Raw genomic sequence first — 26,586 nt, 5'->3', positions numbered from 1 at the left:
GATATATCGGGTAGTCGACGAAACAGCGGTCCGGCGGTCGAACGGACTCGCTGTCGACTTCGCGCCGCCGCGCGCCGATCTACTCGTCGACTTCGACGACTGCCACGTCGTCGACGGTCAGTCCTTCCTCGGCGGCGATCGAGTCGCCGGAGACGAGATCGGTCGCGTCGACGGTTTTGTCGATGCCGACCGTCTCGGTCCCCTCGCCGAAGTTGAGCAGGACGACGTACTCGGTGTCCTCGCCCTCACGGCCGAAGGCGACGACCTTCGAGGCGTCGTCGGCCTCGTACTCAATGCGTTCGAGGTCGCCGTTCTCGCCGAGGGCCGGGTGGTTCTCCTTGAGTTGAATCAGGTCGTCGTAGTGCTCGCGGATCTCCTCGCGGGCGTGGTCCCACGCGAGATGGTCGCGTCGACCGCGCTGACCCAACTCTTGGCCGCCGTACAGCATCGGAATGCCGGGGAGCGTAAACAGTGCGCCCGCGGCGGCCTTGGTCGCCTCGTCGCCGCACTCGACGACGTAGCGCGTCTCGTCGTGGTTCTCCATGTAGAGCATGAAGGCGGCGTGATCCGGAAACGCCGAGCGTTTTCGCCCCTCGACGGCATCCAGGATCGACTCGGCTGGCTGGTGTCCGTTGCCGACCTGCCGGAGGGTGAAATACAGCGTCGTATCGAAGTGGATGTCGAACATCCCCTCGTGGAAGTCGGCGATGTACGGAATCGTCTCATCCAGGAGAAGGAACTCCGGGTCCTTGCTCTTGAGTCGCTCGCGCATCTCCTTCCAGAAGGATTCGGGGACGGCCCACGCCATGTCACATCGGAAGCCGTCGGCGACTTCGGCCCACTCGTCGACGGCCTCGAGGAGGTGCTCGCGGACTTCGAGGTTCGTGAAGTCGAAGTTGGCGATGTACTCCCAGCCGAAGTAGGTGCCTGGCTCGCCGTTGTCCTGCCACTCGTACCAGTCGTAGTACTCCGAGTCGGGGTTCTGGTAGGCGTCCTGGAAGTACGGATGATCCCGCGCGGAGTGGTTCATCACGAGATCGAAGAGGACGGCCATATCCCGCTCGTGGGCCGCCTCGACGAACGACTCGTAGTCCTCGCGGTCGCCGAGGTCGTCCGCGATCGAAAAGAAGTCGGTGATGTTGTAGCCGTGGGGCGCGCCGTCGTGCTGGAGCACGGGCGTGAGCCACAGACAGTCGACGCCGAGTTCCTCCATGTAGTCGAGGCGGTTTTCGAGCGCCTCGAAGGTCGTCTCTGCCTCCTCGTCGTCGGCCGCGAAGCCGCGGACGTAGATCTCGTAGAGTGTGACGCGTTTGCCCCACTCCGGGGGGTCGTTGGGGCGGTGGACCGCGAAGTTGCCGGTCGTGGTCACGCCGCCGTCGGTGACCAGTTCCTCGTCGTCGGTGAGTCGATCGACAGTGACCGCGTCGGCGACACTGTAGCTGTCGCCGATGGCGACCGCGTGGACGCGTACCTGCTCGCCGATGGCTTCGAGCGGGATGCGGAGCTCGCGGTCGTCGATCGTGACGTCGCCCTCGGTGACGCCGTCGCGGTCGTCGAGCATGAACTCGATGTCGAGCTCGTCGGCGTCCTGCGTCGAGGCGGGGTTCGGCGTCGGCGTCGCGGTGACGACGGCTTCGTCGCCCTCGATTTCGGCGTCGAGTCGGATGCGCGGTCGACCGCTGCCCTCGCCGCTGGATTCGCCGAGCGCACCCGAGCCGGAGCCGCTGACGCCGCCGCTTTTGAAGGGTCGCGCCGAGCCGCTCTGGCCGCTCATCCCGCTGTAGCCGCTCTGGCCGCTGCGGCCCGAACCGGAGCCTTCGCCGGTCGGTCGGCGGTCGCTCGGGAAGACGCGGATCGAGAGATCGAACTGATCGGAGGGAGTCCGCAGCGTCGCCGTGTACCGGCCGGGTACGTCGGGGATGAACTGCTCGACCGCGTCGTCGCCGACCGTTGCCTCGCTGGCGAGCGGCGCTTCGCTGATCGTCCATTCGTAGTCGGCCTCGGGGTCGGGGTCCCGTGGCGCGAGCTGTAAGCTATCGCCAACCGCGATGAACTGCGGCGGTCCTGGATGGTCCATATTGCTACTAAAAACACTCTCTCACTTTGGTCTTATGTATTTGGAAACTACTCATAACCGGAATCTTGGATGATTTATTTATATATTTCGAGAATTCTCACAATTATTTTAACTCTATTCAGGTTTGTCCCAACCGCCGAATTTATCACTGTCGTTCACCCCAATTGTCGGGTAACCGGGAGGATCGAGCCGCCAATACTTAGTTGTAGACCCCCAATCAGGGAGTACATGCGACTTCGCACTGCGTTGAACGAGTACAAGCGCCACAGGGGTCGACGCTTTCCCGAGGAGTGTCGGACCACCGATGGCGCGTTTTCGGCCCACGGCGATCGGCTCGTCTACGTCGATCCCGAGGGCAGCCTCCGCGACTATTCGTCGGCGCTTTCTGGACTCTACGGTATCGATCGGTCACGACTGGGCATTGAAACCGCTGACGGCACCCAGTGGTTCGACGAGTTTTCGACGGTCAGACAGCACTACTACCGCGAGACGAACGTCGTCGAAACCGAGTACGACGCCCGCGGGTTCACCGTCCACCAGTACGACCTCACGCTGGGCCGGGCCCACGTCACGCACGTCGAACTCCGCGGGGCGATCCCCGCCGACGCCGAGCTCACGGCGTTTCTGACGTTCGCCCCCGAGGGCCGCGAAACACAGGTCGGCCGACTCATCCACGAGGACGTCGGCCCCGACGACACCAAGACCGTCGAGGTATTCCACCGCGCCGAACACGATTACGTCACCGCTTCCAACGGTATTACTGACGTTCGGGGCCAGATCCCCGAGCGCTTCGAGGAGGTGCTTTCGGAGGAGGCCTTCGACTTCCCGCGGGATGCGGTCATCAACCGCTTCGAGGACACCCACCTCAGCGGCGACGTCGTGGTCAACGCCCCGCTCAATCAGAGCGGCCGGGCGGCCAGAACTACGCTCGTCACCCAGCTGTCGGATCACGACAGCCTCGGCCGCGAGGAAGCACTCGCCGACATCCGCCGGTGTGCGGAGGCCCACCGTACAGCCGACGACATCCGGGATGCCGGACGCGAGCGCGCCGAGGTATCGGTGCCGGATTCGGCCCCCAACGGCGCAGTCGTCCGCTCGGATCTCCGGGCACTGTCGCTGCTTACCGCACCGACCGGCGCACACATCGCCGCCCCCGAGTTCGACCCCTTTTATAGTAACTCCGGCGGCTACGGCTACACATGGTTCCGCGACGAGGCCGAAACCGGCCGCCAGCTGCTTGAAGCCGACAGCCTCCTGGAACTCGATCTCCAGCGAAACATCGAGGCCACAGCGGAGTTCTTCTGTGAGACCCAACGCGAGGACGGCTCGTGGTCCCATCGGGCGTGGGCCGTCGACGGCTCGCTCGCGCCGGGATGGGCCCACAGCCGCGTCGAGGGTGCAGGCAACGAGGAGTATCAGTCGGATCAGACCGCCAGCGCGGTCGCCTTCCTGGCGACGCTGCTGACCGAACGCGAGGAGACGCTCTCCGAGGAACTGACCGCCTCGGTCAGAGAGACAATCCACGACGCCCTTGCGGTGCTCGACGAGACCTTGGAGGACGACGGGCTTCCCGGCCGGTGTCAGAACCTCTGGGAGAACATGGACGGCCGCTTTACCCACACGGCGGCGGCCTACCTCACCGCCTACGCGACGGTGGCCAACGCCCCCGTGGACCACCAGACCGCGACCCACGCCCGCGACCAGGCCGACACGATCGTCGACAGCCTGGACAAGCTCTGGAGCGACAAGCGGCAGGTCTACGGCCTCCGGCTCAACAAAAGCGGGAAGATCGACAACCGGATCGATTCGGGGACGTTTGCGATCGTCGAGGCGCTGGTCGCCTACGACCAGCTGACCGACCTCGAAGAGTCGACGGTCGACCGACTCACGAACCACATCCGGCACGTCTTCGATAACCTCTATCGTGACCCCGACGACAGCGAGGTCGCCGGGCTCGCCCGATTCGAGGGCGATACGTGGCGCTCGGAGGGGCAGGCAGGCGAGAAGATCTGGAGCGTCTCGACGGCCTGGGGCGCGAACGCGGCGGCCGACCTCGGCGTGCTGCTGGCCGACTACGACCGCGACGACGAGGCCGAGGAGTACTTCGAGATCGCCGAGACGCTCTACTCGCTGCTGCTGCCCGACGGCCCACTGACCAGCGATGCGGGCTATCTCTCCGAGCAGGTTTTCGACGACGGGACCCTCGACGGTGCCGCACCCCTGGGCTGGTCTCACGCCCTCCGGCTCCGGGCGACCGCCGCCCTCCGCGAGCAGAACGCCCTGCCGGGCTCGACGCCCGCCCCATCGGGGCCCGAAAGTCGGCCACGGTGGACAACGGGTGAAAAATACGGCGTCGGTACGGTCGCCGACCACGGGAAAAGCGACGCCTCGAAGGTCTGGTACACCCTCACGGAGGGGGCACTCACCGAGGTCCGGTTCCCACGGGTCGACCTGATGAACCTCAGAACCGTGGACTTCCTCGTCGCCGACACCGGCGAGAAGTCCGAGTACACCGCCCGTACCCACAACGAGACGCGGATCGACGACGACACCGACACCATCGAGCGTCGCGTCGAGCCGACCGACGACGACGCGCTACTCTTCCGCCACGTCATCACCGAACGCGGCGACGGCCGGGGCCACGAGTGGACGCTCACCGTCGAGTACGCGATCGACCCGAACCACGACGCGATCGTCGCCGACGTCGACTTCACGGCCGACGACGACAACGAGTACGACGTCTACGCGATGGCCGACATGGCGCTGACCAACACCGGCACCAGAGACCGGGGCTACCGGCTCGGCGAGACCGGCAACTACCACCTGGCTGCCCGGGATGCCGAGGCCTACGACACCGGCTCCGAGCCACTTTTGACCGACGAGAACGGCGACGTCTACAGCGTTGCGGCGGCGATGACCACCTCAAGCCGGTTCGACTGGGCGACTGTCGGCTCGGCTGGCTCCGAGCACCTCTCGAAACTGTTCGCCTCGGGCAAACGGCCTGTGCCGACCGACCGACTCGACGACGACAACATCGTGCTGGTGGGCCGGATCGGCACCGGCGACGTCAACGAACAGGTCGCGATCGGGTTCGGCGAGAACGCCGACACCGCCGCCGCCCTCGGTGAGGCCGAAGGCGCACTGGCTCGCGGCTACGAGGACGTCCGGTCGGCCTACGCCGAAACGTGGGACGACTTCCTGGCCGACAAGTCGTTCCCCGATTCGGTCACGGGAGACGACGACCTGCTGGCCCAGTACAAGAGCTGTCTGATGGCCCTGCGGGCCGTCGAGGACAAGACCTACATGGGCGCTGGCATCGCCAGCCCCTCGGTGCCGTGGGGCGAGGCCGTCACTGCCGACGAGCCGAAGGGCTATGGGTATAATTTCGTCTGGTCCCGGGACCTCTATCAGGTCTTTACGGTCTTCGAGGCGCTCGACGACCGCAAGACGGCGACCGACGCCCTCCAGTTCATCTTCGAGTACCAGCAGGACGAGGAGGGCTTTATCCCCCAGAACACCTACGTCAACGGGCTGACCCGGTGGGGCGGCGAGCAGATCGACAACATCTCCTTCCCGCTGATCATGGCCTACCAGCTGGCCGAAAGCGGTGTGGGCTTTGCGGATGTCGAGTACGACTATATCAACGTCAAGCGGTCGGCGGACTACGTCGCCCGCAACGGCCCCGCAACTGCCCAGGAGCGATGGGAAGAGGAGGCGGGCTACTCGCCGTCCTCTATTGCGGCGGAGATCGCGGGCCTCGTTTCGGCGGCTGATCTCGCCATCGACGAGGGCGAGACGGCCGACGCCCTGCCGTGGCTTGCGCTCGCCGACGAGTGGACCGACCGCGTCGAGGAGTGGACCGCGACCGAGACCGGCACCGATCTGCACACGCACACGCCGTACTACGTGCGCGTCACCCGCGACGGCAACCCCGAGGCGGGCCATCTGCGAACGCTCGCGAACGCGGGACCGACGCTCGACGAACGGGAGATCATTGATGGAGGGTTCCTGGAACTCACTCGCTTGGGGATCAAGCCGTACGACGACGAAGTCATCCTGAACTCCCTGACCGAGGTCGACGAAACGATCCGGGTCGACACGCCGCAGGGCCCGGCGTTCTACCGCTACAACGGCGACGGCTACGGCGAGCGCGCCGAGGAGGCCGAGGGTGCGCCGTGGTCCGTGCAGACGAAAGGCAAAGGGCGTTTGTGGCCCATCTTCACCGGCGAGCGCGGCGAGTACGAACTCCTTGCCGGAACCGACGAGGGGCCGCTCGAACCGCAGTCGATGCTGGAGACGATGGCCGGCTTCGCCAACAGCGGGCGGATGATCGCCGAGCAGGTCTGGGACCGCCACATCGAGAACGACTACAACTGGGATATCGGCGAGGGGACCGGTGCAGCGACCCCACTCGCCTGGAGTATGGCCCAGTTCATCCGGCTGGCTCATGGCATCGATGCCGGTGAGCCAGTCGAGCAGCCCACCGCAGTCGCCGACCGGTATCTCGGCGACGAGCGCGATGAAGAGCCGACGCTCCGTGTCGAAACGCGGATCGTCGACGACAGCCTGCAGGTCACTGGCGAAACTGACGGCGAGCTCGTCGCAGTCAAGGTGACCGCCGACAGCGCGATCGGCGAGGTCGAAGACGGGAAATTCGAGCTGACGATCCCGATCGACCACGGCGAGATCCCGGTGACGGTTGCGGCCGCCAGCGACACCGACCTGCGGCGGGCCGGAACCGCCGTCGAGCGGTTCACGATCTGACGCCATCCCAGCCACGCCGCGTTTCTTTTGCCCGTACCGCCCCTATGACAGCTATGTCGACCTACAGACGCAGAAGCAGAATCCAGGCTCCCCTCGATGAGGTCTGGGAATTCCATTCGACGACCGACGGGCTGGAAGCCCTGACGCCCGACTGGATGGGACTCACCGTCTCGTCGGTTCGGGGGCCGGACGGCGAGGCCGACCCCGAGGAGCTGGTCGAAGGAAGCGAGATCTCGATGCGATCCAAACCCTTTGGCCTGTTCCCCGAAAGCCGGTGGCTCTCGCGGATCACCGACCGACGGGAGGGCGAGGGCTACCGGATGTTCCGCGACGATATGCTCGGCGGTCCCTTCGATCTGTGGATACACACCCACGAGATGTACGGCGATGGCAACGAGACCGTCCTCATCGATACCGTCGAGTACGAACTCCCCAGTCCCCTCGGCGGTCGAGTCGATCCCGCGGCTGTCGTCGGCTTCGAGCCGATGTTCCGCTATCGCCACCGAAAGACCAAAGAGATTCTCGAAGGCGACGGCACGACAGGCGAGACAGGGGCACCCACTCCGGAGTAGCAGCCAGTCGACGGCGCTCACCCACCGGACCCATTTTTGCCGACCGCCATCCAAACGGAGGTATGGATATCGATGTCGTCGACCTCGACCACGTCGCCATTCGCGTCTCGGATCTCGACGCAGCCCTCGAATTCTACCACGACCTCCTCGGGATGGAGATTCGGGACTGCCAGCGGTACGAGCAAAGCGAGGTTCCCTACGTCGCGGTCGTTGCGGGTGGTCGACACATCCATCTCGTGCCGACCGACGAACCGATCGACGTCTCAAGCGATCACCTCTGTCTGTTGCTCCGCTCGTCGGAGATGGAGACCGAAGCCGAAATCGAGGCGTTGATCGACGAGCTACGCGCGGCAGGCATCACCGTCGAGGATGGCGAACCGTACAGGCGATATGGAGCCTACGGCCGCGACTGGGCGGTCTACGTGCGCGATCCCGACGGTCGACGGGTCGAACTCAAACTCCACTAAGGAGGCTACTCACCGGCCGAGGTCGATATCGAACCGTGCGCCGCCTTCCTCGCTTTCGGCGGCCTCGATCTCCCAGTCGTGGCCCTCGATGATCGACCGGACGATGGCGAGACCCAGCCCGGTGCCGTCGCCGCCGGTATGACCGTACTCGAAGACGACATCCCGTTTGTCCTCGGGAATCCCCTGCCCGTCGTCGGCGATATAAACGGTGCCGTCGTCGGCCTCGACGCGCAGATTCACGTCTTTCCCGGCGTGGACGACGGCGTTCTTGAAGAGGTTCTCGAAGGCCTCCTGGAGCCGCGATCCGTCTGCCTCGACGGGGTCGAGATCGTCGAGACCGACGAGTTCGAGGCTGCCGTCGTAGGTCTCGACGCTCTCCCAGGCCTCCTGGACGATGGGTTGCAGTTCAACCTCTTGGGTTTCGCCGACCGCCCGGCCCTCACGGGCGAGCGTCAACAGATCGTCGAGCATCTCTTCCATACGCTCGGCGGCGTCGAGAGCAGGGTCGAGCCGGTCGAGGTTGCCGGTCTCCATGGCGAGTTCGAGGTACCCCGAGATGACGTTCAGCGGGTTCTGGAGGTCGTGGCTGATCACCGAGGCGAACTGTTCGAGCTGTTCATTCTGTCGCTCCAACTCCTGGCGCTGGCGGCGGCGGCGCTCCATGTGGCCGACGAGCTCGCCGACCGCCTGGAGTCGCTGGCGGGCCTCCTCGCTCCACTCCCGCGGCTGTTCGACGGTAATAACGATCGTCCCCGAGAGCTGCCACTCGATGACGACCGGCAGCGCCAGGAGGGTGCCCCTGTCGCCATCGGCGGGCAACTCGGGCGATGCCTCCGAGGAGACAACGGCCGTCGTACCGCTGTCGCCGTTGCTCGCGGGTGTGGTGGCTGTACCGCCGGTTGGCTCCGGCTCGGCGGCTGCCGTGATGTCGACACAGGCTGGCTCGAACTGCTGGAGCTGAGAGCCAAAGCCGGGAAACTGGTCGGCTGGAACCGTCTCGGAGCCGACCCCGAACAGTTGCCGATGTGTCTCGCTGTCGCCGATTTCGTCGTCGGTCCAGCCGTGTGTCAGTTCGAGCCGCGTTCCGTCGTCGACTTCGTAGATCAGACACTGGTTGGCGTCGATCTCCTCGGCCAACGACTGGAGGGCCCACTCGGTTTTCATATCGACTTCGTCGGCGGCCGCGCCCATCAGCGACCGCGAGACGTCGAGTGTGATCCCGTTGAGATCGGTCGAGCCGATGTCGAGACTGTCGAGACAGTGCCGAAGCCCGACGATACCGTCGGTGCTATCGATCATGTCGGTCGAGCTGTCTGGCTCCCCGTCGGCAGTCACATCCGACGAGCGCTGTTTATAAATCACGTCGTTGATGCCCGCCCGAAACGCCTGCCGTACCAGATCGATATCCTCCTCGGCCGTAAACAACACGAACGGCGTTTCGTCGGTCTCCGATTCCACCGAATCCAAAAACTCTAGTCCTCCCATCTCCGGAAGCTCGTCGGCTGCCACCACACAGTCGAACGAGCCATCCATCGCCGCAGTTGCTGCTTCGACGGATTCCGCAGCTGTCACCACCCACTCCGGCTCCAACGCCGACGGTACGTTCCGCCGGTATGCCGGATCAGGATCGACATAGAGAAGATGAGACCCCCCCTCCCGTTTCGTCATACCTAGGTACTCTGGAAACTGCTGTATCAACTTTCCCTTCTAGTTATCACCGCTGATTACATTTGGTGGAATCATACCCCATACAGCCACCCGATAGACAGCGTGGTGACGACCGCCAACAGGAGCTGCAGGGGTGCACCAACCCGGAAGAAGTCCGAAAACCGGTAGCCGCCGGGGCCGTACACCATGAGGTTCGTCTGGTAGCCCACGGGTGTAATAAAGGCGGTCGAGGCCGCGAAGGTGACCGCCAACACGAAGGAAAACGCGTTGGCTCCGATGGCGGTGGCGACATCGAACGCGACTGGGATCAACAACACGACGCTGGCGTTGTTGCTGACGAGGTTCGTCAACAGCGAGGTCAACAGATAGAAGACGCCCAGCACGACAAGCGGCGCGAAGTCGGCGCTTCCAGCGACGACCAGCGCCGCGAGCCACTCGGCCGCACCGGTCTGTTCCATCGCAATACCGAGGGGGATCACGCCCGCCAGCAGGAAGATGACGTTCCAGTCGACGGCGTCGTAGATTTCAGTGGGTTTGAGACAGCCCGAAACCACCATCGCCACCACACCAGCGAGCGCCGAGACGACGATCGGCAGCCAGCCCACCGCCGCGACGGCGACCACCCCGGCGACGATGCCGAGGGCAACCGGCGTCTTCGAGCGGCGGTAGCTGGTCCAGTCGGGGTCCTGAGCGACGACGAACGCCCGGTTGCGGATCAGCCGGTCGGCGGTCTCGCCCGTCGTCTCCAACAGCAGCGTGTCGCCGCCGCGGAGCGGCGTGTGATCCATCCGCTGGCGGATCACCGCGTTCCCCCGGCGGATCGCCAACACGGTCGCGTCGTATCGCCCTCTGAAGTTCAGCGAGGCCAGCGTCTCCCCGATCAGGTTCGTCCCCGGCAGGACGACGGCCTCGATCAGCGTTCCGTCGGCGTCGGTCTCGAAATCCGCATCGTGGTGGGTCGTCTGCGGCAGGAGGTCGACGCCCTCGGTGTCGATCAGCTCCAGGAGCGTCTCGCGGTCGGTCCGAACCAGCAGGATGTCGCCCTCCCGAAGCTCTTTGCGGGCCAGCGGCTCGCCGAACGTCTCGCCGTCACGGACGAGGTGGACGATGTCGACATCGACCGCGAGCGTTTGGAGACTCTCCTGGATCGTCCGACCGACGAGCGGTGACTCCTCGCGGACCACGACTTCAGTAAGGTAGTCGGCCAGCTCGAACTCCGCGGTGAGTTCGAGTTCGGGTTTGATCCGCTCGGGCGTGAGGTATCGCCCCACAGTCAGGAGATAGAGGCTGCCGACTGCGAGGACGATCAGCCCCACGGCGGTAAACTCGAACATCGAAAAGGGTTCGGTCGCCGGGCCGCCGACCCGGTCCCAGACATCGGAGGCCAGAATGTTCGTCGACGTGCCGATCAGCGTCAGCGTCCCGCCCATCATCGAGGCAAACGAGATCGGCATGAGGAGTTTGGAGGGCGAGCTGTTGGTCTGTTTGGCAATCGAGATCGCCATCGGAATCATCACCGCGACGACCGGGGTGTTGTTGACGAAGCCAGCAGAGCCACCCGAAATGCCGACGACCGCGCCCAACTGTTTGAGCGGGCTGTCCTTGGTCCAGTCGACGACCCGATCGCCGAGCTGTTTGACGACGCCCGTTCGACGAACGCCTTCGCTGAGAATGAACATCGCCAACACGGTGATCGTCGCCGAACTCGCAAACCCCGACAGCCCGTCGGCGGGGGTAATCGTCGTCCACGGCTCTAAGACGACGAGGACGACGACCAGCGCGATGGCGGTGATATCGATCGGGACGGGTTCGGTGACGAACAACAGGAGCGCCAGCAGAATGACCGCAAAAACGACCATCATCCCCAGTGTGACTGGGGGAATCTGGAGCAGGCCGGTCGACACAGCCGACGCCACGGACACCGTCTTACAGGCCGAGTCCGTACGGAACGACGATCCCCGGCGGGTTTTCGATCATGCTCTCGGGGGCGAGGACAAGCAGCCCGACAACTCCTGCAACGGCAAACGCGACGAGGACCAACAACAGGAGACTGATCTTGTTCATTGTCGGGGTCTCGATCGGAGCCGGATCGGGGTGATAGACACGCTAGCCATTGCTATACTGTTAGCTAGGACGGTGATAAATCCTTGTGAACCGAGTGGTTCCTGCCAGCAACGGTTCCCGCTCGATCGGCCGTTCAGGCGATATCCCGGCTCGTATCGATCGAGACGCCCGTCGAGAGTTTGAGCTTGATCGTCTCGTCGAGCGCGCGGCCGCCGCGGAATTTGGGGACCGACAGCCGGTTGACGATCTCGGTCCCCTGGACCTCGGTGTTGAGTTTAAATACGACGTCCGCCATATGCTCGGTCACGTCCCGAAGCTCCGGCACTGACCGACCCTCCATCGCGTGGAGAATAGCGATGCTTTCGGTGTTCCGCATCTGTGTCTGGAGTTGGTTGAGGAAGTAGCGGTAGCGGCTGGCCTCCTGGCGTTCGAGTGGGTCGAGGGTATCGACGATCAGCGTCGACTCCGTGGGGAGAGTTCCCAGGAGCTTGTTGCCCTGATCCAGCGGGGCTTCGACGCCGATATCCCGGATCGTCGGCTCGCCGACGTTCGTATACCGGCTGGTCCGGTCGAGGGCGTCCTGGACCGCCTGATCCGAGCGGATCGTCGTCAGATACAGCGCCATCCGCACCGCTGTCACCTCGTACAGCAGCAGCTCCGACTGGCTGGCCGGATCGGCCGAAAACAGCACGATACTGCCGGTTGGTATCCCCCCGTCGAGCTGCCGATCGAGCACGTCGATCCCCGTCGAGAGGCGTCTGCTCATCACCGAGCGGTTCGTCCGGGTGGGCTTAAGAGTACCTCCCGAATTATCGCTTCGAATAACGTGGGGCTCGACTGTGCTCGCCGGTCGGCGTGTGGACCGAGACGGGACAGTCGAATCTCGTCTCAAGTCGGTCATCGGACGGCGAGTCCGACCGACTCTGGCAGACGATCACGCCGTCGACCGACTGGTCCATGCGCCGCTGGATCCGGTCGGCGGCGTGCAGTGAGACCGCACAGGGCGCGACCGCCAGCCGCAGTCGGCTCGCAGTCGTCGGATCGACGGCCGTTGTGCCACAGCGTGTCGCCCGGTCGATCACCAAGAGCCCCTCGCGTGGCTCCGATTCGAGGGCCGGGCGAAGCGCGGGCGTCGACACGCCGGGCGTCGTCACGACGAGATCCATACCGCCTGTGCTGCGGTCTCGTATCTAAAACTAGGGCCTAGTCCTGACAGCAGCCGCCAGCCTCGCCGCCGAAGTCGACGGCCAGTTCCTCGGAGATGGCCATGTTGACCGCTTCGAGCCGCTCCTGGAGCGCCTCCTGAGCGTCGAGGTACTCTTCCATCACCGGCAGGTTGTGGAGCTTTCGCTGGGCCTCCTGGACCTCGCGCATCGACTCGCGGTCGGCACGGCCAGCCTCGCGGTCGACCATGAACTCGTGGCGGAGCTCCTCGAACTCGCGGATCATCTCCTGGGCTTCGGCATCGTTTTCGACGGCCTCGTTGGCCTCGACGAACGCCTCGTGTTCGGGACTGTCGGCGATCTTCTTGCCCAGTTCACGACCCAGACCTTCGAGTGTTGCGGTTTCGACGCTCATGACTTCCCATTGGAGATCGACCTGTTTGAACCTGCCGGATACGGCCCTCTCGACCGCCACTGGCCACCCCACGCCCCCAAAGAGCCACGGAACCGAGGGGCTTACTACGGCCCGTCGACCACTCACGGTCGTGTCAGTCGTTACGTTGCTCGGCTTGACGGTCGTCTCGACGGCGGTCGTCTGGAAGGGAAGCGAGCTGTTGGACGAATCCAGCCAGAAGCTCGCCCTGTATTACGGGCTGCCCGCGGTCGTCCAGGGCGCAGTGATCGTCGCCATCGGATCGAGTTTCCCCGAACTCGCCAGCGTGGTCCTCGGGGTGCTGCTCCACGACACCTTCGATCTCGGCGTCGGCACCATCGTCGGCTCGGCGATCTTCAACATCCTCGTGATTCCGGCGGTCAGCGCGATCGGCCGGAGTCCCCTGGGGGTCAACCGCGCGGTCGTTTATAAGGAGGCGCAGTTCTATATGCTCTCGATCGCCGTCCTGTTGCTCACGTTTTCCTTCGGCGTGATCTACAACACCAACGGCTCGGTCGGCACCTCGGTGATCGGCCGACCGCTGGCGTTGATCCCGCTGGCCGTCTACGGGCTGTATCTCTTCATTCAGTACCAGGATATCTCGGACTACGAGCCGCCGGTCAGCGAGGAGTCGATCGAGATCCGCCGCGAGTGGCTCCGCTTGGCGGTCGGCCTCGTGTTGATCGTGGTTGCAGTCGAGGGACTGATCCGGGCGGCCCTTGGCTTCGGCGAGCTGTTGGACTCGCCGGAGTTCATCTGGGGGCTGATCATCGTCGCCGCCGGGACGAGCCTCCCGGATGCGATCATGAGTGTCCGGGCGGCCGCCCGGGGGGCAGGCGAGGTCAGCCTCTCGAACGTCCTTGGGAGCAACACCTTCGACCTGCTGGTCGCGCTGCCGGTCGGCGTGCTGTTGGTCGGCTCGACCACAGTCAACTACGATCTCGCGGTGCCTATGATGGGCGTGCTGACGCTGGCAACGATCATCCTGTTTGCGATCATGCGAATCAAGCTCCAGATCACACGCCGCGAGGCCCAGTTCCTGTTGGGCTGTTACGGACTGTTCGTCGCGTGGGTCGCCGTCGAAACGTTCGGCTATATCGACACGCTGCCGGGTGTTTAGTCCTGCAGTCGTTTGAGCAGTCGACCCACGACCAGTTGTCCGATATCGACCCGCGACGACCTGTCGTTTGGTATCGATCAGCGACAGGTCGGATCTGTTGGCCGCATCGGATACTACCTCGGGGTCGGCCGTCGACCCGATAGACAGTTGATCGAACAGTGCGGCCAACGGGTCGAGGCAGGCTAGGTGGGGTGGTCGAGGCGTCGCCACAGCCGGTCGACCGTGATGACAAGCCCGATTCCACCGAACAAGATCCCGGCGGAGACGCCACCCCTGGGCCAGCCGAGAGCGACGCCGACCAACAGACTGGTGACGACCACGGCGACCGTCGCGGCGAGCCACTCCTCCACTGTTTCCGGTCGCCGTAGCCACCAACTCCCACCGTCGGCCGAGCCGGAGGCTCCCAGTTTTTGTGTCGACATACCGCCGCCTTTGAACCGGATACTGATAAGTATACGCCAGCTATTGTCAGTTAGACAGCCACTATTCGGAGGAGACGCCCTCGACGAACGCAACCAGATCGTCGAGCTCCTCGGGACTCACACCGTGGGGAGCATCATAGACGTTGTAAGTGACCGCCGCACCGAGTTCCGCGAAGCGTTCGGCGGCGGCCTCCGAGCGCGCCGCGGGGATGATCTCGTCGGCACTCCCGGCGGCGACGAAGACGGGTTTGTCGCCGATCCCCTCGGGTTCGAGATCGCGGTGGGAGTCGGGAAGATAGCCGTGGAGGGCGACGACCCACTGGTAGTCCGCTGGCGAATCGAGCAGCAGCGAGAGGCTGGTGATTGCCCCCTGGCTGAAGCCGAGGAGTCCCAGCCGGTCGGGATCGAGATCGTAGGCGTCGATGGCAGCGTCGACGCTCTCGGCGATCAGGTCCCGGCTCCGGTCGAAATCGGCCGCATCGGGCTGGCTCTGGTGGAGCCCGCCAGCCGAGAGGTCGAGGTCGTACCACGTGTAACCACCCTGGAGCCGGTCGGGCGCACGAAAGCTGACGATATGGAACGTATCGGGGAGCTCTTTGGCGATCGGGAGGAGATCCTGCTCGTTCGCGCCGCGGCCGTGCAGGACGAAGGCCGCCGGTGCCGGGCCATCGGTTGGCTGCTCGGGGTCGATATGGACGTGTTCGAGTGGAATGTCGGACATACTGGCTGTTGGACGGCCACACTCTTAAACAAAAAGTAACATCGGTGTCACCGGTAGCAACCGACTACACGGATCGAACGGGTAGTAGCCGACGACTACCTTTCAAATAGATAATGGAGCCGTTAGCTTAGAGGTTGTCAGCGAGCTTGCCGGCGATCCGCTGGGCTCCTTGGGCCGCAGCGAGATCGGGTCGGTCGGCTGCGACGACCGTAATGTCGCGGTCGAGTTCCTCGGAGAGTCGCTCCTCGAAGACGTCTTCGATTCCTGGGATACAGGCCATCCCGCCGGTGAGGGCGATCGGCTTGCCGAGGGCGATCTGGTAGGGTTTCATGTGGGTGTTGGCCAGCTCCGAGAGGAAGTTGTTGGCGATCTCGTCGACCGCCTCGTCGACGTACTCGTTGAGCGCGTCCATCACGCTGCGTTCGATGGTGAACTCGTGGGAGCCGCCGCCGGGCTGCTGGATCACGTCGGTGAAGGGTTCGAAGTCGACGAAGTCACCGTGTTCCTCCTTGTACTCGCGGGCGGTCGTCAGGTCGATGTTGACCCGACCCTGTGTTTCTTCTTCGACCGCATTGGCGATCCGGCGGTCGACCTCGCTGCCGGTCACCGCACCGGTCGAGAAGGGTTCGAGCTGTTCGGCGTGGCGGTAGGCGCAGGCTTCGAGGTTGGTCGAGCCCATGTTGATCGCGACGAACACCTCGTCGATGGCTTCGAGGCCGTCGCCCATCGCCGGGACCGCCCCACAGAGCGATTCGGGGAAGCTCCGGACGAGTTTCTGGCCGATCGGGCTGTTCTCGATGACCTCGGTGAGGTTTTCGAGCCCCTCGTCGTTGTCGATCGTCGGGATCGCATAGACGACGACGCTGTCTTCGGGAATGTCCTGTGCGCGGACCAACTCATTGAAGAACTTCGAGGCGAGCTCCGCCCGATCGTCGTCCTCGGGAAGCCCCGACCGGAGCATGAACTCCACCGTATCGGGGAACTCCTGAGCGGCCTGCTCGCCGTAGAGGACTTTCTCCTCGCCGGTGATGGCGTCCTCGTAGGTCGCCAGACAGGTGAGTGTCCGGACGGTTTCGATCTCGCCGTCTTTTGGATATTGGAGTACTGTGCGTGTGCTGCCGAGTTTGACCCCGACAGGGGTTATTTCGCTTGCGTCGCTTGAGCCGTCGAACGCGCCGTCTTCGGTGTCGTCTGCCATGATTAGTGATAGTGGGTCACGTAACTGACGCCAGCGTGGCGATATAGAGGAGGCTGAGACGATGATCACCCGCGGTCAGCGACCGGTCGTGGACTGGCTCCTGGAACCGGTGGACCGACGTGTGCAGTTCGGCTTCGACAGCCGGTGTAATCCACCGTAGCTGCCGGTAGTAGTGGAGCGCGCTCTCGGTCCGGTCCTGGCCGCCGACGTGGACGAGGAAATCCAGCCACTCGTCTCGAAGTCCGGTGCCGAGATCCGACTCCGGAAGAGCCGTCAGAAACGGCCGTGAGAGCTGGTCGAGCTGTTGGCGTTCCGACTGGAGCGCCAGCAGCTGTCGGAACTGTTCATCACGGATCGACTCCTCCGGCTTCCGTGCCGGTGTCGCCGCCTGCGAGCCCTCGTCGACCGGCTCGACGCCAGCTAGCTCCCGCAGTTCGTCGGCATCGTACTCCCGTGGGTTCACTGTCATCGTCTGTCAGGGCCTCTCTATCGCCGGGTGGTCGCCCGCGTCGTGCCCTGCCCGACAGTCATTCTTCGAAGAATATCAGCATTCTGGTGGATATCCGACCGCGAAACGCGAACGGTGGATAGCTGTACCCAACTGGGTAGCGTTGTCGTAACGCCTAAGAGTGAAACGGACGTTCTATTGGATAATGAAACAACCGGTTCGCTCTCTCTGGTGGTGGTCCCATGGGTGTTGAAATCAAGGAGTCGGGAGTCACCGACCACGAGTTCGCCGAGATGGAGCAGTTCGTCTATGATTATCTCTCCGCGAGCGTCCAGACCGAAGACGACGGCGGCCGAATGCGATGGTACCCCTGGCACAGCGCCGACTACCGCTTCAACCACATCAAAAACGTCGTCGATCTCGCCCGGAAGATCGGGAAAAACGAGGGTGCGGATCTCGATGTTATCACCGTGGCGGCCCTGTTCCACGACATTTCGAAGCTCGAAGCCCCACAGGATATCCACGCCGAGGAAGGCGCAAGCGTCGCCCGCGAGTACCTCACCAGCCGGTCTGACTTCCCCCAATCGTTCGTCGACGAGGTCTGTGCGGCCATCGAGGCCCACTCCCACCAGGGGTCGTTGGCCGAGCTCCCCCTCGAAACCCAGTGTCTGATCGAGGCCGACATCCTCGATAAGATCGGGGCCAACGGTACCGCCCTCATGCTGCTGCGAATGGGGTATGAGTCCAGGACTCACATGGATGCCGCCCGGATGGTCGACCGCGTCTTCCAGCGCGGCCGCGACCACGTCGACCGGCTCGAATCCGATACCGCCGAATCGATCGCCCACCAGCGGCTCAAACGTGTCAAATGGTTCCGCGAGTGGCTCGAAGAGGAGGTTGCCGATATGGACGCCGAACGACCGAATACCGCATAGGATTCCCGTCCGTTACGCCTCGGTTCGGTCGGCGATCTCGAAGGCCAGAGTCTGTTGGAACGTCTCGCCGTCGACCTCGTACTCCACGGTGGCTTCGATCTCATCGCCGACTTCGAGATCGACGGGATCGCCGTCAGCGTCTTCGAACCCGTTGACGTACACTTCGACCGCGTCATCGCCGCCGATATCGCCCTGCTGGTCGAAGGTCGTCGTCGAGCCGGTGTCAAAGCCGTCTTCGATGGCCCCTGCTTGATCATCACCATCGAAGTAGACGACATCATTATATTCGCCTGATGTGTCCTCATCGTTTTCGACGCGTGCTGCGGAGGGGCCGTCGGTGATCTCCATCGAGACGGTTTCGATTACGATGTCTTCGTCGGGCAGCGGGTTGATTAGCCCGAACCGAAGCGCGTTGTAGCTCTCGCCTCCATCGGGCTGAACGGCATGGGTTTCGGTGTTTTCCTCGCCATCGTCGACCGAGAGGAAGTACGCCTCGTTGTCGCTGCCGCGTCGGTCGAGTGTCAACTCGGTTCGACCGTGCATGTCGGTGATATAAACCTCGCTGGCCTCGCTGCTGTCGAGGAACTCTCGAACCGTTTCGAGGTCGTCCTCGACTTCGGCGGGGTCCTCGTACGACAGCCTGTTGAGGAGATCGAGGGTTCCGCCGTCGAGCCAGTTGTTGAGTGCGGCCTCGGTCAACGCCTCGTCCCGGAAGACGTCGTCGGGGTTCTCACCCTCCGTATATTTGTAGAGTCCGATGTCCCGTTCTTGCCAGTCCCGCTGGTTGGGCTCCAGTTCATACTCGATGCCTTCTCGCTCCTCGCCAATGAGAAAGACGTACTCGGTCGATTCATTGGAGATGCTCAGGCCGAGCCTGAAGTAGCGATGGCCCCCGTCGCTTTCGATCCCGCCTTCTCTGGCGTCGACCGGCGAAAACCGTGGATTGTCCAGGAGGGTCGAGTTGACATTCGCGACTCCCGTCCAGAGCCCGCCGGGAGACGAAATGGTCTCCGAGTTCGTCTCCGAGAAATCAGATTCCCCGCCCTGTCCGACCGACGAGTCCTCATTATCGCCGCCCCCACCGTCTCCGGAGCCATCCTCGGCTGGCCCCGTCGAGGGTTCCTGGTCGACGGCAGTGACGCGGCAGTCGATGTCATAGCTCCCGCTTTGCAACTGGATGTCGATCCCGTTGGCGGTCTCGTTTTCTACCACCCGCTCGACTGATCCCCCCTCCGAGACCAGTTCGTCAGCGAGTAGGTTCGGGTCGGTTTCCCACTGGTCGGCCGGAATCCCCGTCGGAACGGTGAGATTGAAATCGTCTTCGACTGTCCGTTCGACCGTCTCTATTTTCCCGGCGCGAAATCGGACCGATTGTCGCCCAGTTCCCCGCTTCGCGATCGACCCTTCCAGCGGCATCAGTGAGAGCTGATCGCCCGAGACGAGCGATTGCTCCGATTGGACAAGTATCTCCTCGTCGAACTCCAGATACAGGACTGAACTCCCGTAGGTGATCGTCGGTGGGTCCCGGTACTCCCGGTAGTTAGCCTCGTACTCGAGTGCCCTCGTCGATCCGTCGGCTCCACAGATCGATTCGATGTCGACCGCATCGGATTCGATCGGGTCAGGGGCCGTCGTGGTGAGGCTTCCCGCCACCGGCGGTGGCGTGACCGCAAACAGTCTCGATCGGTAGTCGGTGCCTAATGTGACAGTCGACTCGATATCGTCTCCGGTCGAGATGGTGTTGTGGTAGTCCGCCTGGAGCGTCTGCATCTCGTCGATAACGTTCTGGCTGTGTTCGAACTCCGTGACTCTGTTAGCATCCGGAACGATCGTTGCCTGGTAGGTCGTTAACATCAGAACCAGAATCCCAAGCAGCAGTACAGCACCGATCTGAACGGTTACTGCGCGAGTGTCGGTGCTACCCATTAGCAGCTAGATACCAGTCAAATAATAAAAAACACCGGTTATCCGATGTCTCTGGTTTTTAAATATTTCTTTAAATCACGACTATATGGTGTGCTGATGTGTTGCAAGCGAACCTGAAGTCGATACCCAGTCAGACAACGTTTAGGCTGCCGATCACGTCCGTGGTACTCAAATGCAGTATCCCGAACTCCACGCCGCGTTCGTCGTCCTGTTGGTCGGCACACAGGCGTTTTTCACCGCGCTGGCGGTACTCAACGTCCAGCACGCCGACCGGCTGGTCGACCGGAACGCCGCTTGGCTTGCCGACACGCTGGGTATCGACGACCACAACGAACTCCATGACTATCACCGACTCACGACCGCCTTCTCGGAACTCCAGTCCTGGATCGGCCTTGCGGTCCTCCTTGTCGTCCTCTACGCTGGAGCCCTTGAGTGGGCAGTCGGCCTCCTCACAGCGACCGGCCTCTCGACCGTGCTGCAGGGGGTTGGCTTCTTCGCTGGCCTCGTCGTGGCCACACAGTTGTTTTCGCTGCCGTTCAGCATCGTCTCGACGTTCGGTATCGAGGAGGTCTTTGACTTCAACCAACAGACCCCACGGCTCTTCGCCCGTGACACGCTTCTCACACTCGGTATCTCGCTCGTCTTCACCGCGGTTCTCGGCGGCGCGGTGCTCGTCTTTATAAGCGCACTGCCGACGCTGTGGCCGCTCGCCGCGTGGCTGCTGTTCGTCGTGTTCTCGCTTGTGATGCAAGTGCTCTATCCGCGTGTGATCGCACCGCTGTTCAACGATTTCGACCCCGTAGAATCGGGTGAACTGCGGGACGCCGTCGAGGACGTCTTCGAGCGGGCTGGATTCTCTACGAGCGACATCTACACGATGGACGCCAGCCGACGGTCCTCACAGCTCAACGCCTACTTCATCGGCTTCGGGAGCACCAAACGGGTCGTGCTGTTCGACACGCTGGTCGAATCGATGGAGATCCCCGAGCTACAGGGCGTGTTGGCCCACGAACTCGCCCACTGGAAGGAGGCCCACATCTGGAAGCAGTTCGCGGGCAGCGCGGTCCGCATGGGCGTCGTCTTCGCCGCCCTCGGCGCGCTCGTTGCCTTCGAGCCCTTATATACCGCGTTCGGAATTCCCGAGACGGCGACCTACGCGGGGCTCCTGCTGGCGGCGCTGATCGTCGGCCCGGTGCTTCAGTTCACCGCGCCGCTGGCCAATCGGCTCTCGCTGAAACACGAACGCGAGGCCGACGCCTTCGCGGCCGACGTGATGGGAGCCGAGCCGATGATCGATGCGCTGGCCCGGTTGGCCACCGAGAACCTCGCCAACCCGTTCCCGCATCCGTGGTATGCGACGTTCCACTACAGCCATCCGCCGATCCCCGAGCGGATTCGGCTCCTGGAGGCCCGCGAGGACGCCAGTGAGGAGTCGACCGATCTTGGCGGAGCCACCCCGGCCAACGACTGATGGCCGACCCTGGCTCCTACCTGCTGGTCATCGAGTGTGAGCAGGCCACTGACATCGAGGTCGGCGCGCTCGGCACGCGCGCGTTCGATACGGGCCACTACGCCTACGCTGGCAGCGCGTTCGGTCCCGGTGGGCTCTCGCGCGTCGATCGCCATCGACGGATCGCTGCTGGCGATCACGACGTGCGCCACTGGCACATCGACTACCTGCTCGGTGCGGAGGCTACTCGGCTGGCAACGGTCGAGACGTTTCCCGATCGGGATCTCGAATGTGAACTGGCGACCGCGCTCGCAGAAGCAGGCTGTAATCGCGTTGCGTCGTTCGGAGCCTCCGACTGTGACTGTCCGAGCCATCTGTGGGGGCCGACCGATCGGTCGAGGCTGCTCGCCGCGGCCGACGCAGTCCAGGAGTAGGCGTCGGCTACCGGATACGCGACGATCCTACTTATAAAAAACAGCAGTGCCATCCCATCTCGGACGCTGGCCAGCGATATCGCTACGCGCTTTAAATACGAACGAAACACGATCCGACGCAACTGCCGGGTAAAAATAATCGGCAACTACCAATCGGTAGGCGGTGCCGAACGCCGATCAGTCGTCGCTCGACACTGCTTCGGCGTCGAGTCGAGCGTCGACAGCCGCCGAGGCGGTCTCGGGTAGCTCCTCGCGGACGTCGTCTGCACCCTCGTTTTCGATCACGTTGGCGTAGGCGTCGGGGAAGACCCGAACGAAGTTATCGATCTCGGTCCCCCACTCCTCAAGCAGTTCGGCCGCACGGTCGCTGCCGGTGTACTCAGCGTGGTTCTCGACCATCCGAGTCAACATCCGTTCGTCCTTCCCGGTCAGCGACTCGGAGAACGTCACCATCCCTGTGTTGAGTTTGGACTCGAATTCGCCGTCAGCGTCGTAGACGTAGGCCACGCCGCCTGACATCCCCGCGGCGAAGTTCCGGCCCGTCTCGCCGAGGACGGCGACGACGCCGCCGGTCATGTACTCACAGCCGTGGTCGCCGACGCCCTCGACGACCGCCTTGACGCCGGAGTTCCGGACGCCGAAGCGCTCGCCAGCGACGCCGTTGAAGTAGGCCTCTCCCTGGGTCGCGCCGTACAACGCGACGTTGCCGATCAGGATGTTCTCGTCGGCCTCGTAGGCTGCCGTTTCGGGCGTCTGAACGATCAGTTTCCCGCCGGAGAGGCCCTTGCCGACGTAGTCGTTGGCTGCCCCGGTGAGGTCCATCGTGACACCCGATGCGAGGAACGCCCCGAAGCTCTGGCCCGCGATGCCGTCGAAGTCGACCGAGATCGTGTCGTCGGCCAGCCCCTCGCCGCCGTACTGCGAGGAGATCGTATTCGAGAGCGTCGCGCCGACCGCGCGGTCGACGTTGGATATCTCGTGGTCGAGTTGGACGCGCCGCCCCGATTCGAGGGCGGGCTCGGCCTCGTCGATGAGCTCCCAGTCGAGTTGGCTATCGACCTCGTGGTCCTGCTCGCGGGTCTTTCGGCGCTGGTCGCCCGCCGTCGGGGCGATGACCGTCGAGAGATCGAGGTGTTTGGCCTTCGGATGGTCCGTTTCACGCTGGTCCAGGAGTTCCGGTCGACCGATCATCTCGTCTAAGGATTTGAAACCGAGGTCGGCCATGATCTCGCGGAGCTCCTGGGCCATGAACGTCATGTAGTTGATGACGTGGTCCGGCTGGCCGGGGAACCGCTCGCGGAGGTCCTCGTCCTGCGTGGCGACGCCGACCGGGCAGGTGTTGGCGTGACACTGGCGGGCCATCACACAGCCCGCGGTCACCAGCGCCGCGGTCCCGAAGACGTACTCCTCGGCGCCGAGCAGCGCGGCGACAGCGATGTCGCGGCCGGTCTTCATCCCACCGTCGGCGGTGACCTTGATCCGGTCGCGGAGGTCGGTGCCACAGAGCATCTGGTTGGCCTCGGCGAGCCCAAGCTCCCACGGGAGGCCGGCGTTCTTGATCGAGGTTTTGGGTGAGGCTCCGGTCCCACCGGAGTCCCCGGAGATGTGAACCACGTCGGCGTTGGCCTTGGCGACACCGGCGGCGATGGTGCCGATCCCGGCCTCCGAGACCAGTTTCACGTTGATGTCGGCCTCGGGGTTGGCGGCTTTCAGGTCGTGGATCAACTGCTTGAGGTCCTCGATGGAGTAGATGTCGTGGAGCGGCGGCGGCGAGATGAGGCCGACACCCGGCGTCGCATACCGGACGTGGGCGATCATCTCGTTTACCTTCTTGCCGGGGAGGTGGCCACCCTCGCCGGGTTTCGAACCCTGGGCCATCTTGATCTGGATCTCGTCGGCCGAGGTGAGGTATTCGGAAGTGACGCCGAACCGGCCGGAGGCGACCTGCTTGACGTTACACTCCTTTTCGGTGCCGAACCGTTCCGGCGGCTCGCCACCTTCTCCCGTATTGGATTTCCCACCGAGGCGGTTCATCGCGATGGAGTTGGTCTCGTGGGACTCCGGCGAGATGCTTCCCAAACTCATAGCGGCCGTCGAGAAGTTCTCGACGATCTCGTGGATCGGTTCGACCTCCTCCAGTGGGACCGACTCGCGGTCCGAATCGAACTCGAGCAAGCCGCGAAGCGTCTGGAGGTTCTCGTTTTGATCGTTGATCAGTTCGGCGAACTCCAGATACCGCTCGTAGTCGCCCGAGCGAACGGCCTGCTGAAGCGTGCCGACTGTCTTGGGGTTCCACTGGTGGTAGATCCCCGACGAACGGTGTTCGTACTCGCCTTGGGTCTCCAGTTCCGGATCGCTCCCGAAGCCGACTGCGTGGCGAGTCCGTACGTCGTCCTCGATCACGTCGAGGCCGATTCCCTCGGTCCGAATTTCGGTGCCTTCGAAGTATTCGGCGATCAGATCCGAACTCAGGCCGACGGCCTCGAAGATCTGGGCCCCCTGATAGGATTCCACGGTCGAAATCCCCATCTTGGCCATGATCTTCAGCAGGCCGTGTTCGAGGGCGTGGATGTAGCCGTCGATGGCCTCCTCCTCGTCGACGCCGTCGGGACCCGCACAGAGATCCGAAATCGTCTGGTAGGCCAGATACGGGTTGACCGCGCCCGCGCCGTAGCCGACCAGCGTGGCGAGGTGGTGGACCTCGCGTGGGTCGCCCGACTCGACGACGAGCCCGACATCCGTTCGCAGACCGTGCCGAACGAGGTCGTGGTGAACGCCGCCGGTCGCCAGCAGGCTCGGGATCGGAATCCGATCCTCGCCAGCGCCGCGGTCCGAGAGCACGATGATATCCGCGCCCGCGTGGATCGCTTCGCGGGCGTCATCTCGAAGCTCCTCGACAGCCGTTTCGAGATCCGTCTCCGGATCGTAGGTCATGTCGAGAGTGGTCGACTCGAAGCCATCCGCGTCCCGGTCGAGCCCCTTGATCGAGGCCGTCTCCTCGTCACTGAGGACGGGCGAGTCAAGCACGAGCTGATGGGCGTGCTCGGGTGACTCGTCCATCAGGTTCCGCTGTTCGCCGAGTCGCGACTGGAGACTCGTGACGAGTTCCTCCCGAATGTAGTCGATCGGCGGGTTCGAGACCTGCGCAAAGAGCTGTTTGAAATACGTGAACAGCGGCCGGTTGAACTCGCCGAGCACCGACAGCGGCGTGTCGTCGCCCATCGAGCCCACGGGGTCTTTGCCCTGGTTGGCCATCGGCTCCAGGAGATGGTTCAGCTGGTCGGTGGTGTAGCCGAAGGCCGCTTGGTGGGCTCGCAACTCCGAGACATCGCCCTGCGGTTCGAGGCTGTCGCCCGAGATGTCTTCGAGATGCTGTTGGTGGTCGTCGACCCACTCGCCGTAGTTGTCGTCGATCAGCTCATCGAACACTTCGGCATCGGGGATGACCCGACCCTCCTCGGGGTCGGCGACGAAGATCTCGCCGGGCTGGAGTCGGCCGCGTTCGGTGATCTCGCTGGGGTCGGTGTCGAGCGCGCCGACCTCGCTGGCCATGATCAGTTGGTTGTCTGTGGTGATGTCGTACCGGCAGGGCCGCAGGCCGTTGCGGTCCAGGACCGCCGAGATCTTCTCGCCGTCGGTGCCGGCGACGAGCGCAGGGCCGTCCCACGGCTCGATCAGGCTGGCGTGGTAGTCGTACCACTCCTGGCGGTCGGAGTCCATCGCGTCGTCGTTCTCGTGGGCCTCCGGGATCAACATTCGGAGGACGTGCGGGAGTTCTCGGCCCGAATGCAGCAGGAGTTCGACCGCGTTGTCGACGCTTGCGGTGTCGGACTGTCCGGCCTTGGTAATCGGCTTGAGCATCTCGATCTCCTCGCCGAATTTCTCGTCTTCGAGGGCGGACTCGCGAGCACGCATCCAGTTGATGTTGCCACGAATGGTGTTGATTTCGCCGTTGTGGATGATCTTGCGGTAGGGGTGGGCGAGATGCCACGCGCCGAGGGTGTTGGTCGAAAACCGGGCGTGGACCAACACGAGCGTACTCTTTACGCGCTCGTCGGTCAGATCCTCGTAGTAGCCAGCGAGCTGTTCGCCTTTGAGGAGCCCTTTATAAACGACCGTCTTGCGGTCGAGCGAGCAGACGTAGAAGCGCCCGGAGTCGTCGATCTCGTCGATCCCGGCCTCGACGGCCTTCCGCGAGAGGTAGAGTGCCCGGTCGAAGGCATCGGCGGTCATCTCCGCGGTCGGTGCGACGAAAGCCTGCTGGACGTTCGGCTCGGAGTCGACGGCGGTTTTCCCGAGCTCGCTGTTGTCGGTGGGGACGTCCCGCCACTCGAAAACCTCCAGATCGTAGTCGGCGACCGTCTCCTCGAAGAAGTCGGCGATCTCGGCGCGCAGCGCGTCGTCCTGCGGCATGAAAATCGAGCCGACGGCATACGTCTCCGGGAGATCACCGACAACATCGTCGAAGAAGTCGTCGGGGCGCTGAACCGTGATTCCGGCACCGTCGCCGGTGTCTTTCTCCGCGCCCGTCGTCCCACGGTGTTCGAGGTTGCAGAGCAGTTCGATTCCGTCTTCGACGACACTGTGCGAGGCACCGCCGTCGAGGTCGACAACGGCCCCGACGCCGCAGTTCGATCGGTCGTCAGTCGGGTCCGCGAGCCCGACGGTCCCCGCATGCGCGTCCTCTCCATGCGCATGGGTATCACTGTGTGGCTTGGTCATAC

20 protein-coding genes are annotated in these 26,586 nt (G+C 63.7%); 7 read left to right on the top strand and 13 right to left on the bottom strand.

Annotated elements, in window-relative coordinates:
- Positions 1 to 79 precede the first annotated feature (79 nt).
- The gene (gene malA / locus NO877_RS11215) at positions 80 to 2,077 is read right to left on the bottom strand and encodes an alpha-amylase MalA (RefSeq protein ID WP_256396427.1); all 1,998 of its coding nucleotides are present in this window, start codon (positions 2,075 to 2,077) and stop codon (positions 80 to 82) included.
- A gap of 228 nt (positions 2,078 to 2,305) precedes the next feature.
- Between malA and NO877_RS11210 the strand changes: the two genes are divergently transcribed.
- The 3 genes from NO877_RS11210 to NO877_RS11200 all read left to right on the top strand — a co-directional run bounded on the left by NO877_RS11210 (position 2,306) and on the right by NO877_RS11200 (position 7,880).
- Positions 2,306 to 6,841, top strand: coding sequence for a DUF7997 domain-containing protein (locus tag NO877_RS11210; RefSeq protein WP_256396426.1), 4,536 nt, complete (start codon positions 2,306 to 2,308; stop codon positions 6,839 to 6,841).
- A 53-nt stretch (positions 6,842 to 6,894) separates the two neighbouring features.
- Positions 6,895 to 7,413, top strand: a complete 519-nt coding sequence (locus NO877_RS11205) for an SRPBCC family protein (protein WP_256396425.1) — start codon at positions 6,895 to 6,897, stop codon at positions 7,411 to 7,413.
- Between the two features lie 62 nt (positions 7,414 to 7,475).
- Positions 7,476 to 7,880, top strand: a complete 405-nt coding sequence (locus NO877_RS11200; protein WP_256396423.1) for a VOC family protein — start codon at positions 7,476 to 7,478, stop codon at positions 7,878 to 7,880.
- A gap of 9 nt (positions 7,881 to 7,889) precedes the next feature.
- Here the strand turns inward: NO877_RS11200 and NO877_RS11195 are convergent, their stop codons facing one another.
- From NO877_RS11195 to NO877_RS11170, 6 genes are all read right to left on the bottom strand, one after another.
- The gene (locus NO877_RS11195) at positions 7,890 to 9,548 is read right to left on the bottom strand and encodes an ATP-binding response regulator (RefSeq protein WP_256396422.1); all 1,659 of its coding nucleotides are present in this window, start codon (positions 9,546 to 9,548) and stop codon (positions 7,890 to 7,892) included.
- 71 nt (positions 9,549 to 9,619) lie between these two features.
- Complete coding sequence (locus NO877_RS11190; RefSeq protein WP_303646957.1) at positions 9,620 to 11,410, bottom strand: SLC13 family permease; 1,791 nt, start codon at positions 11,408 to 11,410, stop codon at positions 9,620 to 9,622.
- 64 nt (positions 11,411 to 11,474) lie between these two features.
- Positions 11,475 to 11,612, bottom strand: coding sequence for a hypothetical protein (locus NO877_RS11185; protein ID WP_256396421.1), 138 nt, complete (start codon positions 11,610 to 11,612; stop codon positions 11,475 to 11,477).
- A 133-nt stretch (positions 11,613 to 11,745) separates the two neighbouring features.
- Positions 11,746 to 12,378 (bottom strand): RAD55 family ATPase, encoded by a 633-nt coding sequence (locus NO877_RS11180; protein WP_256396420.1) that lies wholly within the window; start codon positions 12,376 to 12,378, stop codon positions 11,746 to 11,748.
- A gap of 43 nt (positions 12,379 to 12,421) precedes the next feature.
- Positions 12,422 to 12,778, bottom strand: a complete 357-nt coding sequence (locus tag NO877_RS11175) for a hypothetical protein (protein ID WP_256396419.1) — start codon at positions 12,776 to 12,778, stop codon at positions 12,422 to 12,424.
- A gap of 37 nt (positions 12,779 to 12,815) precedes the next feature.
- On the bottom strand, positions 12,816 to 13,190 hold the full coding sequence (locus NO877_RS11170) for a YlbF/YmcA family competence regulator (protein WP_256396418.1): 375 nt from the start codon (positions 13,188 to 13,190) through the stop codon (positions 12,816 to 12,818).
- Positions 13,191 to 13,320: 130 nt separating this feature from the next.
- On the opposite strand from NO877_RS11170, the gene NO877_RS11165 reads away from it, so the two are divergent.
- Positions 13,321 to 14,328: a sodium:calcium antiporter gene (locus tag NO877_RS11165; RefSeq protein ID WP_256396627.1), complete on the top strand. Its 1,008-nt coding sequence runs from the start codon at positions 13,321 to 13,323 to the stop codon at positions 14,326 to 14,328.
- 182 nt (positions 14,329 to 14,510) lie between these two features.
- Here NO877_RS11165 and NO877_RS11160 read toward each other — a convergent pair whose 3' ends face one another.
- From NO877_RS11160 to NO877_RS11145, 4 genes are all read right to left on the bottom strand, one after another.
- On the bottom strand, positions 14,511 to 14,750 hold the full coding sequence (locus NO877_RS11160) for a hypothetical protein (protein WP_256396417.1): 240 nt from the start codon (positions 14,748 to 14,750) through the stop codon (positions 14,511 to 14,513).
- Between the two features lie 61 nt (positions 14,751 to 14,811).
- The gene (locus tag NO877_RS11155) at positions 14,812 to 15,471 is read right to left on the bottom strand and encodes an alpha/beta hydrolase (protein ID WP_256396416.1); all 660 of its coding nucleotides are present in this window, start codon (positions 15,469 to 15,471) and stop codon (positions 14,812 to 14,814) included.
- A gap of 127 nt (positions 15,472 to 15,598) precedes the next feature.
- The gene (locus NO877_RS11150; protein ID WP_256396415.1) at positions 15,599 to 16,669 is read right to left on the bottom strand and encodes an actin-like salactin; all 1,071 of its coding nucleotides are present in this window, start codon (positions 16,667 to 16,669) and stop codon (positions 15,599 to 15,601) included.
- 16 nt (positions 16,670 to 16,685) lie between these two features.
- On the bottom strand, positions 16,686 to 17,138 hold the full coding sequence (locus NO877_RS11145; protein ID WP_256396414.1) for a FlaD/FlaE family flagellar protein: 453 nt from the start codon (positions 17,136 to 17,138) through the stop codon (positions 16,686 to 16,688).
- 221 nt (positions 17,139 to 17,359) lie between these two features.
- Between NO877_RS11145 and NO877_RS11140 the strand changes: the two genes are divergently transcribed.
- Entirely contained in the window at positions 17,360 to 18,052 is a 693-nt protein-coding gene (locus NO877_RS11140) for an HD domain-containing protein (RefSeq protein ID WP_256396413.1), read from the top strand.
- Positions 18,053 to 18,064: 12 nt separating this feature from the next.
- On the opposite strand, the gene NO877_RS11135 is transcribed toward NO877_RS11140, so the two are convergent.
- On the bottom strand, positions 18,065 to 19,978 hold the full coding sequence (locus tag NO877_RS11135) for a hypothetical protein (RefSeq protein WP_256396412.1): 1,914 nt from the start codon (positions 19,976 to 19,978) through the stop codon (positions 18,065 to 18,067).
- 172 nt (positions 19,979 to 20,150) lie between these two features.
- Here NO877_RS11135 and NO877_RS11130 point away from each other — a divergent pair, with 172 nt between their 5' ends.
- Positions 20,151 to 21,449, top strand: a complete 1,299-nt coding sequence (locus tag NO877_RS11130) for a M48 family metallopeptidase (protein ID WP_256396411.1) — start codon at positions 20,151 to 20,153, stop codon at positions 21,447 to 21,449.
- Positions 21,449 to 21,862 (top strand): GIY-YIG nuclease family protein, encoded by a 414-nt coding sequence (locus NO877_RS11125; RefSeq protein ID WP_256396410.1) that lies wholly within the window; start codon positions 21,449 to 21,451, stop codon positions 21,860 to 21,862. The genes NO877_RS11130 and NO877_RS11125 overlap by 1 nt, the downstream gene beginning before the upstream one ends.
- Positions 21,863 to 22,039: 177 nt before the next feature.
- On the opposite strand, the gene gltB is transcribed toward NO877_RS11125, so the two are convergent.
- Positions 22,040 to 26,584 (bottom strand): glutamate synthase large subunit, encoded by a 4,545-nt coding sequence (gene gltB, locus NO877_RS11120; RefSeq protein ID WP_256396409.1) that lies wholly within the window; start codon positions 26,582 to 26,584, stop codon positions 22,040 to 22,042.
- Positions 26,585 to 26,586: the final 2 nt, after the last annotated feature.

Origin of the sequence: Halohasta litorea (assembly GCF_024494645.1) — an archaeon.
Taxonomy (GTDB): Archaea; Halobacteriota; Halobacteria; order Halobacteriales; family Haloferacaceae; genus Halohasta; species Halohasta litorea.
Note: the sequence above shows the minus strand (reverse complement) of the source record. Positions and strands in the feature narration are given on the sequence as shown.

Excerpts from the sequence above, each read along its gene's own strand:
- malA (WP_256396427.1), bottom strand. The coding sequence starts at position 2,077 with ATGGACCATCCAGGACCGCCGCAGTTCATCGCGGTTGGCGATAGCTTA.
- NO877_RS11210 (WP_256396426.1), top strand. The coding sequence starts at position 2,306 with ATGCGACTTCGCACTGCGTTGAACGAGTACAAGCGCCACAGGGGTCGA.
- NO877_RS11205 (WP_256396425.1), top strand. The coding sequence starts at position 6,895 with ATGTCGACCTACAGACGCAGAAGCAGAATCCAGGCTCCCCTCGATGAG.
- NO877_RS11200 (WP_256396423.1), top strand. The coding sequence starts at position 7,476 with ATGGATATCGATGTCGTCGACCTCGACCACGTCGCCATTCGCGTCTCG.
- NO877_RS11195 (WP_256396422.1), bottom strand. The coding sequence starts at position 9,548 with ATGACGAAACGGGAGGGGGGGTCTCATCTTCTCTATGTCGATCCTGAT.
- NO877_RS11190 (WP_303646957.1), bottom strand. The coding sequence starts at position 11,410 with ATGATGGTCGTTTTTGCGGTCATTCTGCTGGCGCTCCTGTTGTTCGTC.
- NO877_RS11185 (WP_256396421.1), bottom strand. The coding sequence starts at position 11,612 with ATGAACAAGATCAGTCTCCTGTTGTTGGTCCTCGTCGCGTTTGCCGTT.
- NO877_RS11180 (WP_256396420.1), bottom strand. The coding sequence starts at position 12,378 with ATGAGCAGACGCCTCTCGACGGGGATCGACGTGCTCGATCGGCAGCTC.
- NO877_RS11175 (WP_256396419.1), bottom strand. The coding sequence starts at position 12,778 with ATGGATCTCGTCGTGACGACGCCCGGCGTGTCGACGCCCGCGCTTCGC.
- NO877_RS11170 (WP_256396418.1), bottom strand. The coding sequence starts at position 13,190 with ATGAGCGTCGAAACCGCAACACTCGAAGGTCTGGGTCGTGAACTGGGC.
- NO877_RS11160 (WP_256396417.1), bottom strand. The coding sequence starts at position 14,750 with ATGTCGACACAAAAACTGGGAGCCTCCGGCTCGGCCGACGGTGGGAGT.
- NO877_RS11155 (WP_256396416.1), bottom strand. The coding sequence starts at position 15,471 with ATGTCCGACATTCCACTCGAACACGTCCATATCGACCCCGAGCAGCCA.
- NO877_RS11150 (WP_256396415.1), bottom strand. The coding sequence starts at position 16,669 with ATGGCAGACGACACCGAAGACGGCGCGTTCGACGGCTCAAGCGACGCA.
- NO877_RS11145 (WP_256396414.1), bottom strand. The coding sequence starts at position 17,138 with ATGACAGTGAACCCACGGGAGTACGATGCCGACGAACTGCGGGAGCTA.
- NO877_RS11140 (WP_256396413.1), top strand. The coding sequence starts at position 17,360 with ATGGGTGTTGAAATCAAGGAGTCGGGAGTCACCGACCACGAGTTCGCC.
- NO877_RS11135 (WP_256396412.1), bottom strand. The coding sequence starts at position 19,978 with ATGGGTAGCACCGACACTCGCGCAGTAACCGTTCAGATCGGTGCTGTA.
- NO877_RS11130 (WP_256396411.1), top strand. The coding sequence starts at position 20,151 with ATGCAGTATCCCGAACTCCACGCCGCGTTCGTCGTCCTGTTGGTCGGC.
- NO877_RS11125 (WP_256396410.1), top strand. The coding sequence starts at position 21,449 with ATGGCCGACCCTGGCTCCTACCTGCTGGTCATCGAGTGTGAGCAGGCC.
- gltB (WP_256396409.1), bottom strand. The coding sequence starts at position 26,584 with ATGACCAAGCCACACAGTGATACCCATGCGCATGGAGAGGACGCGCAT.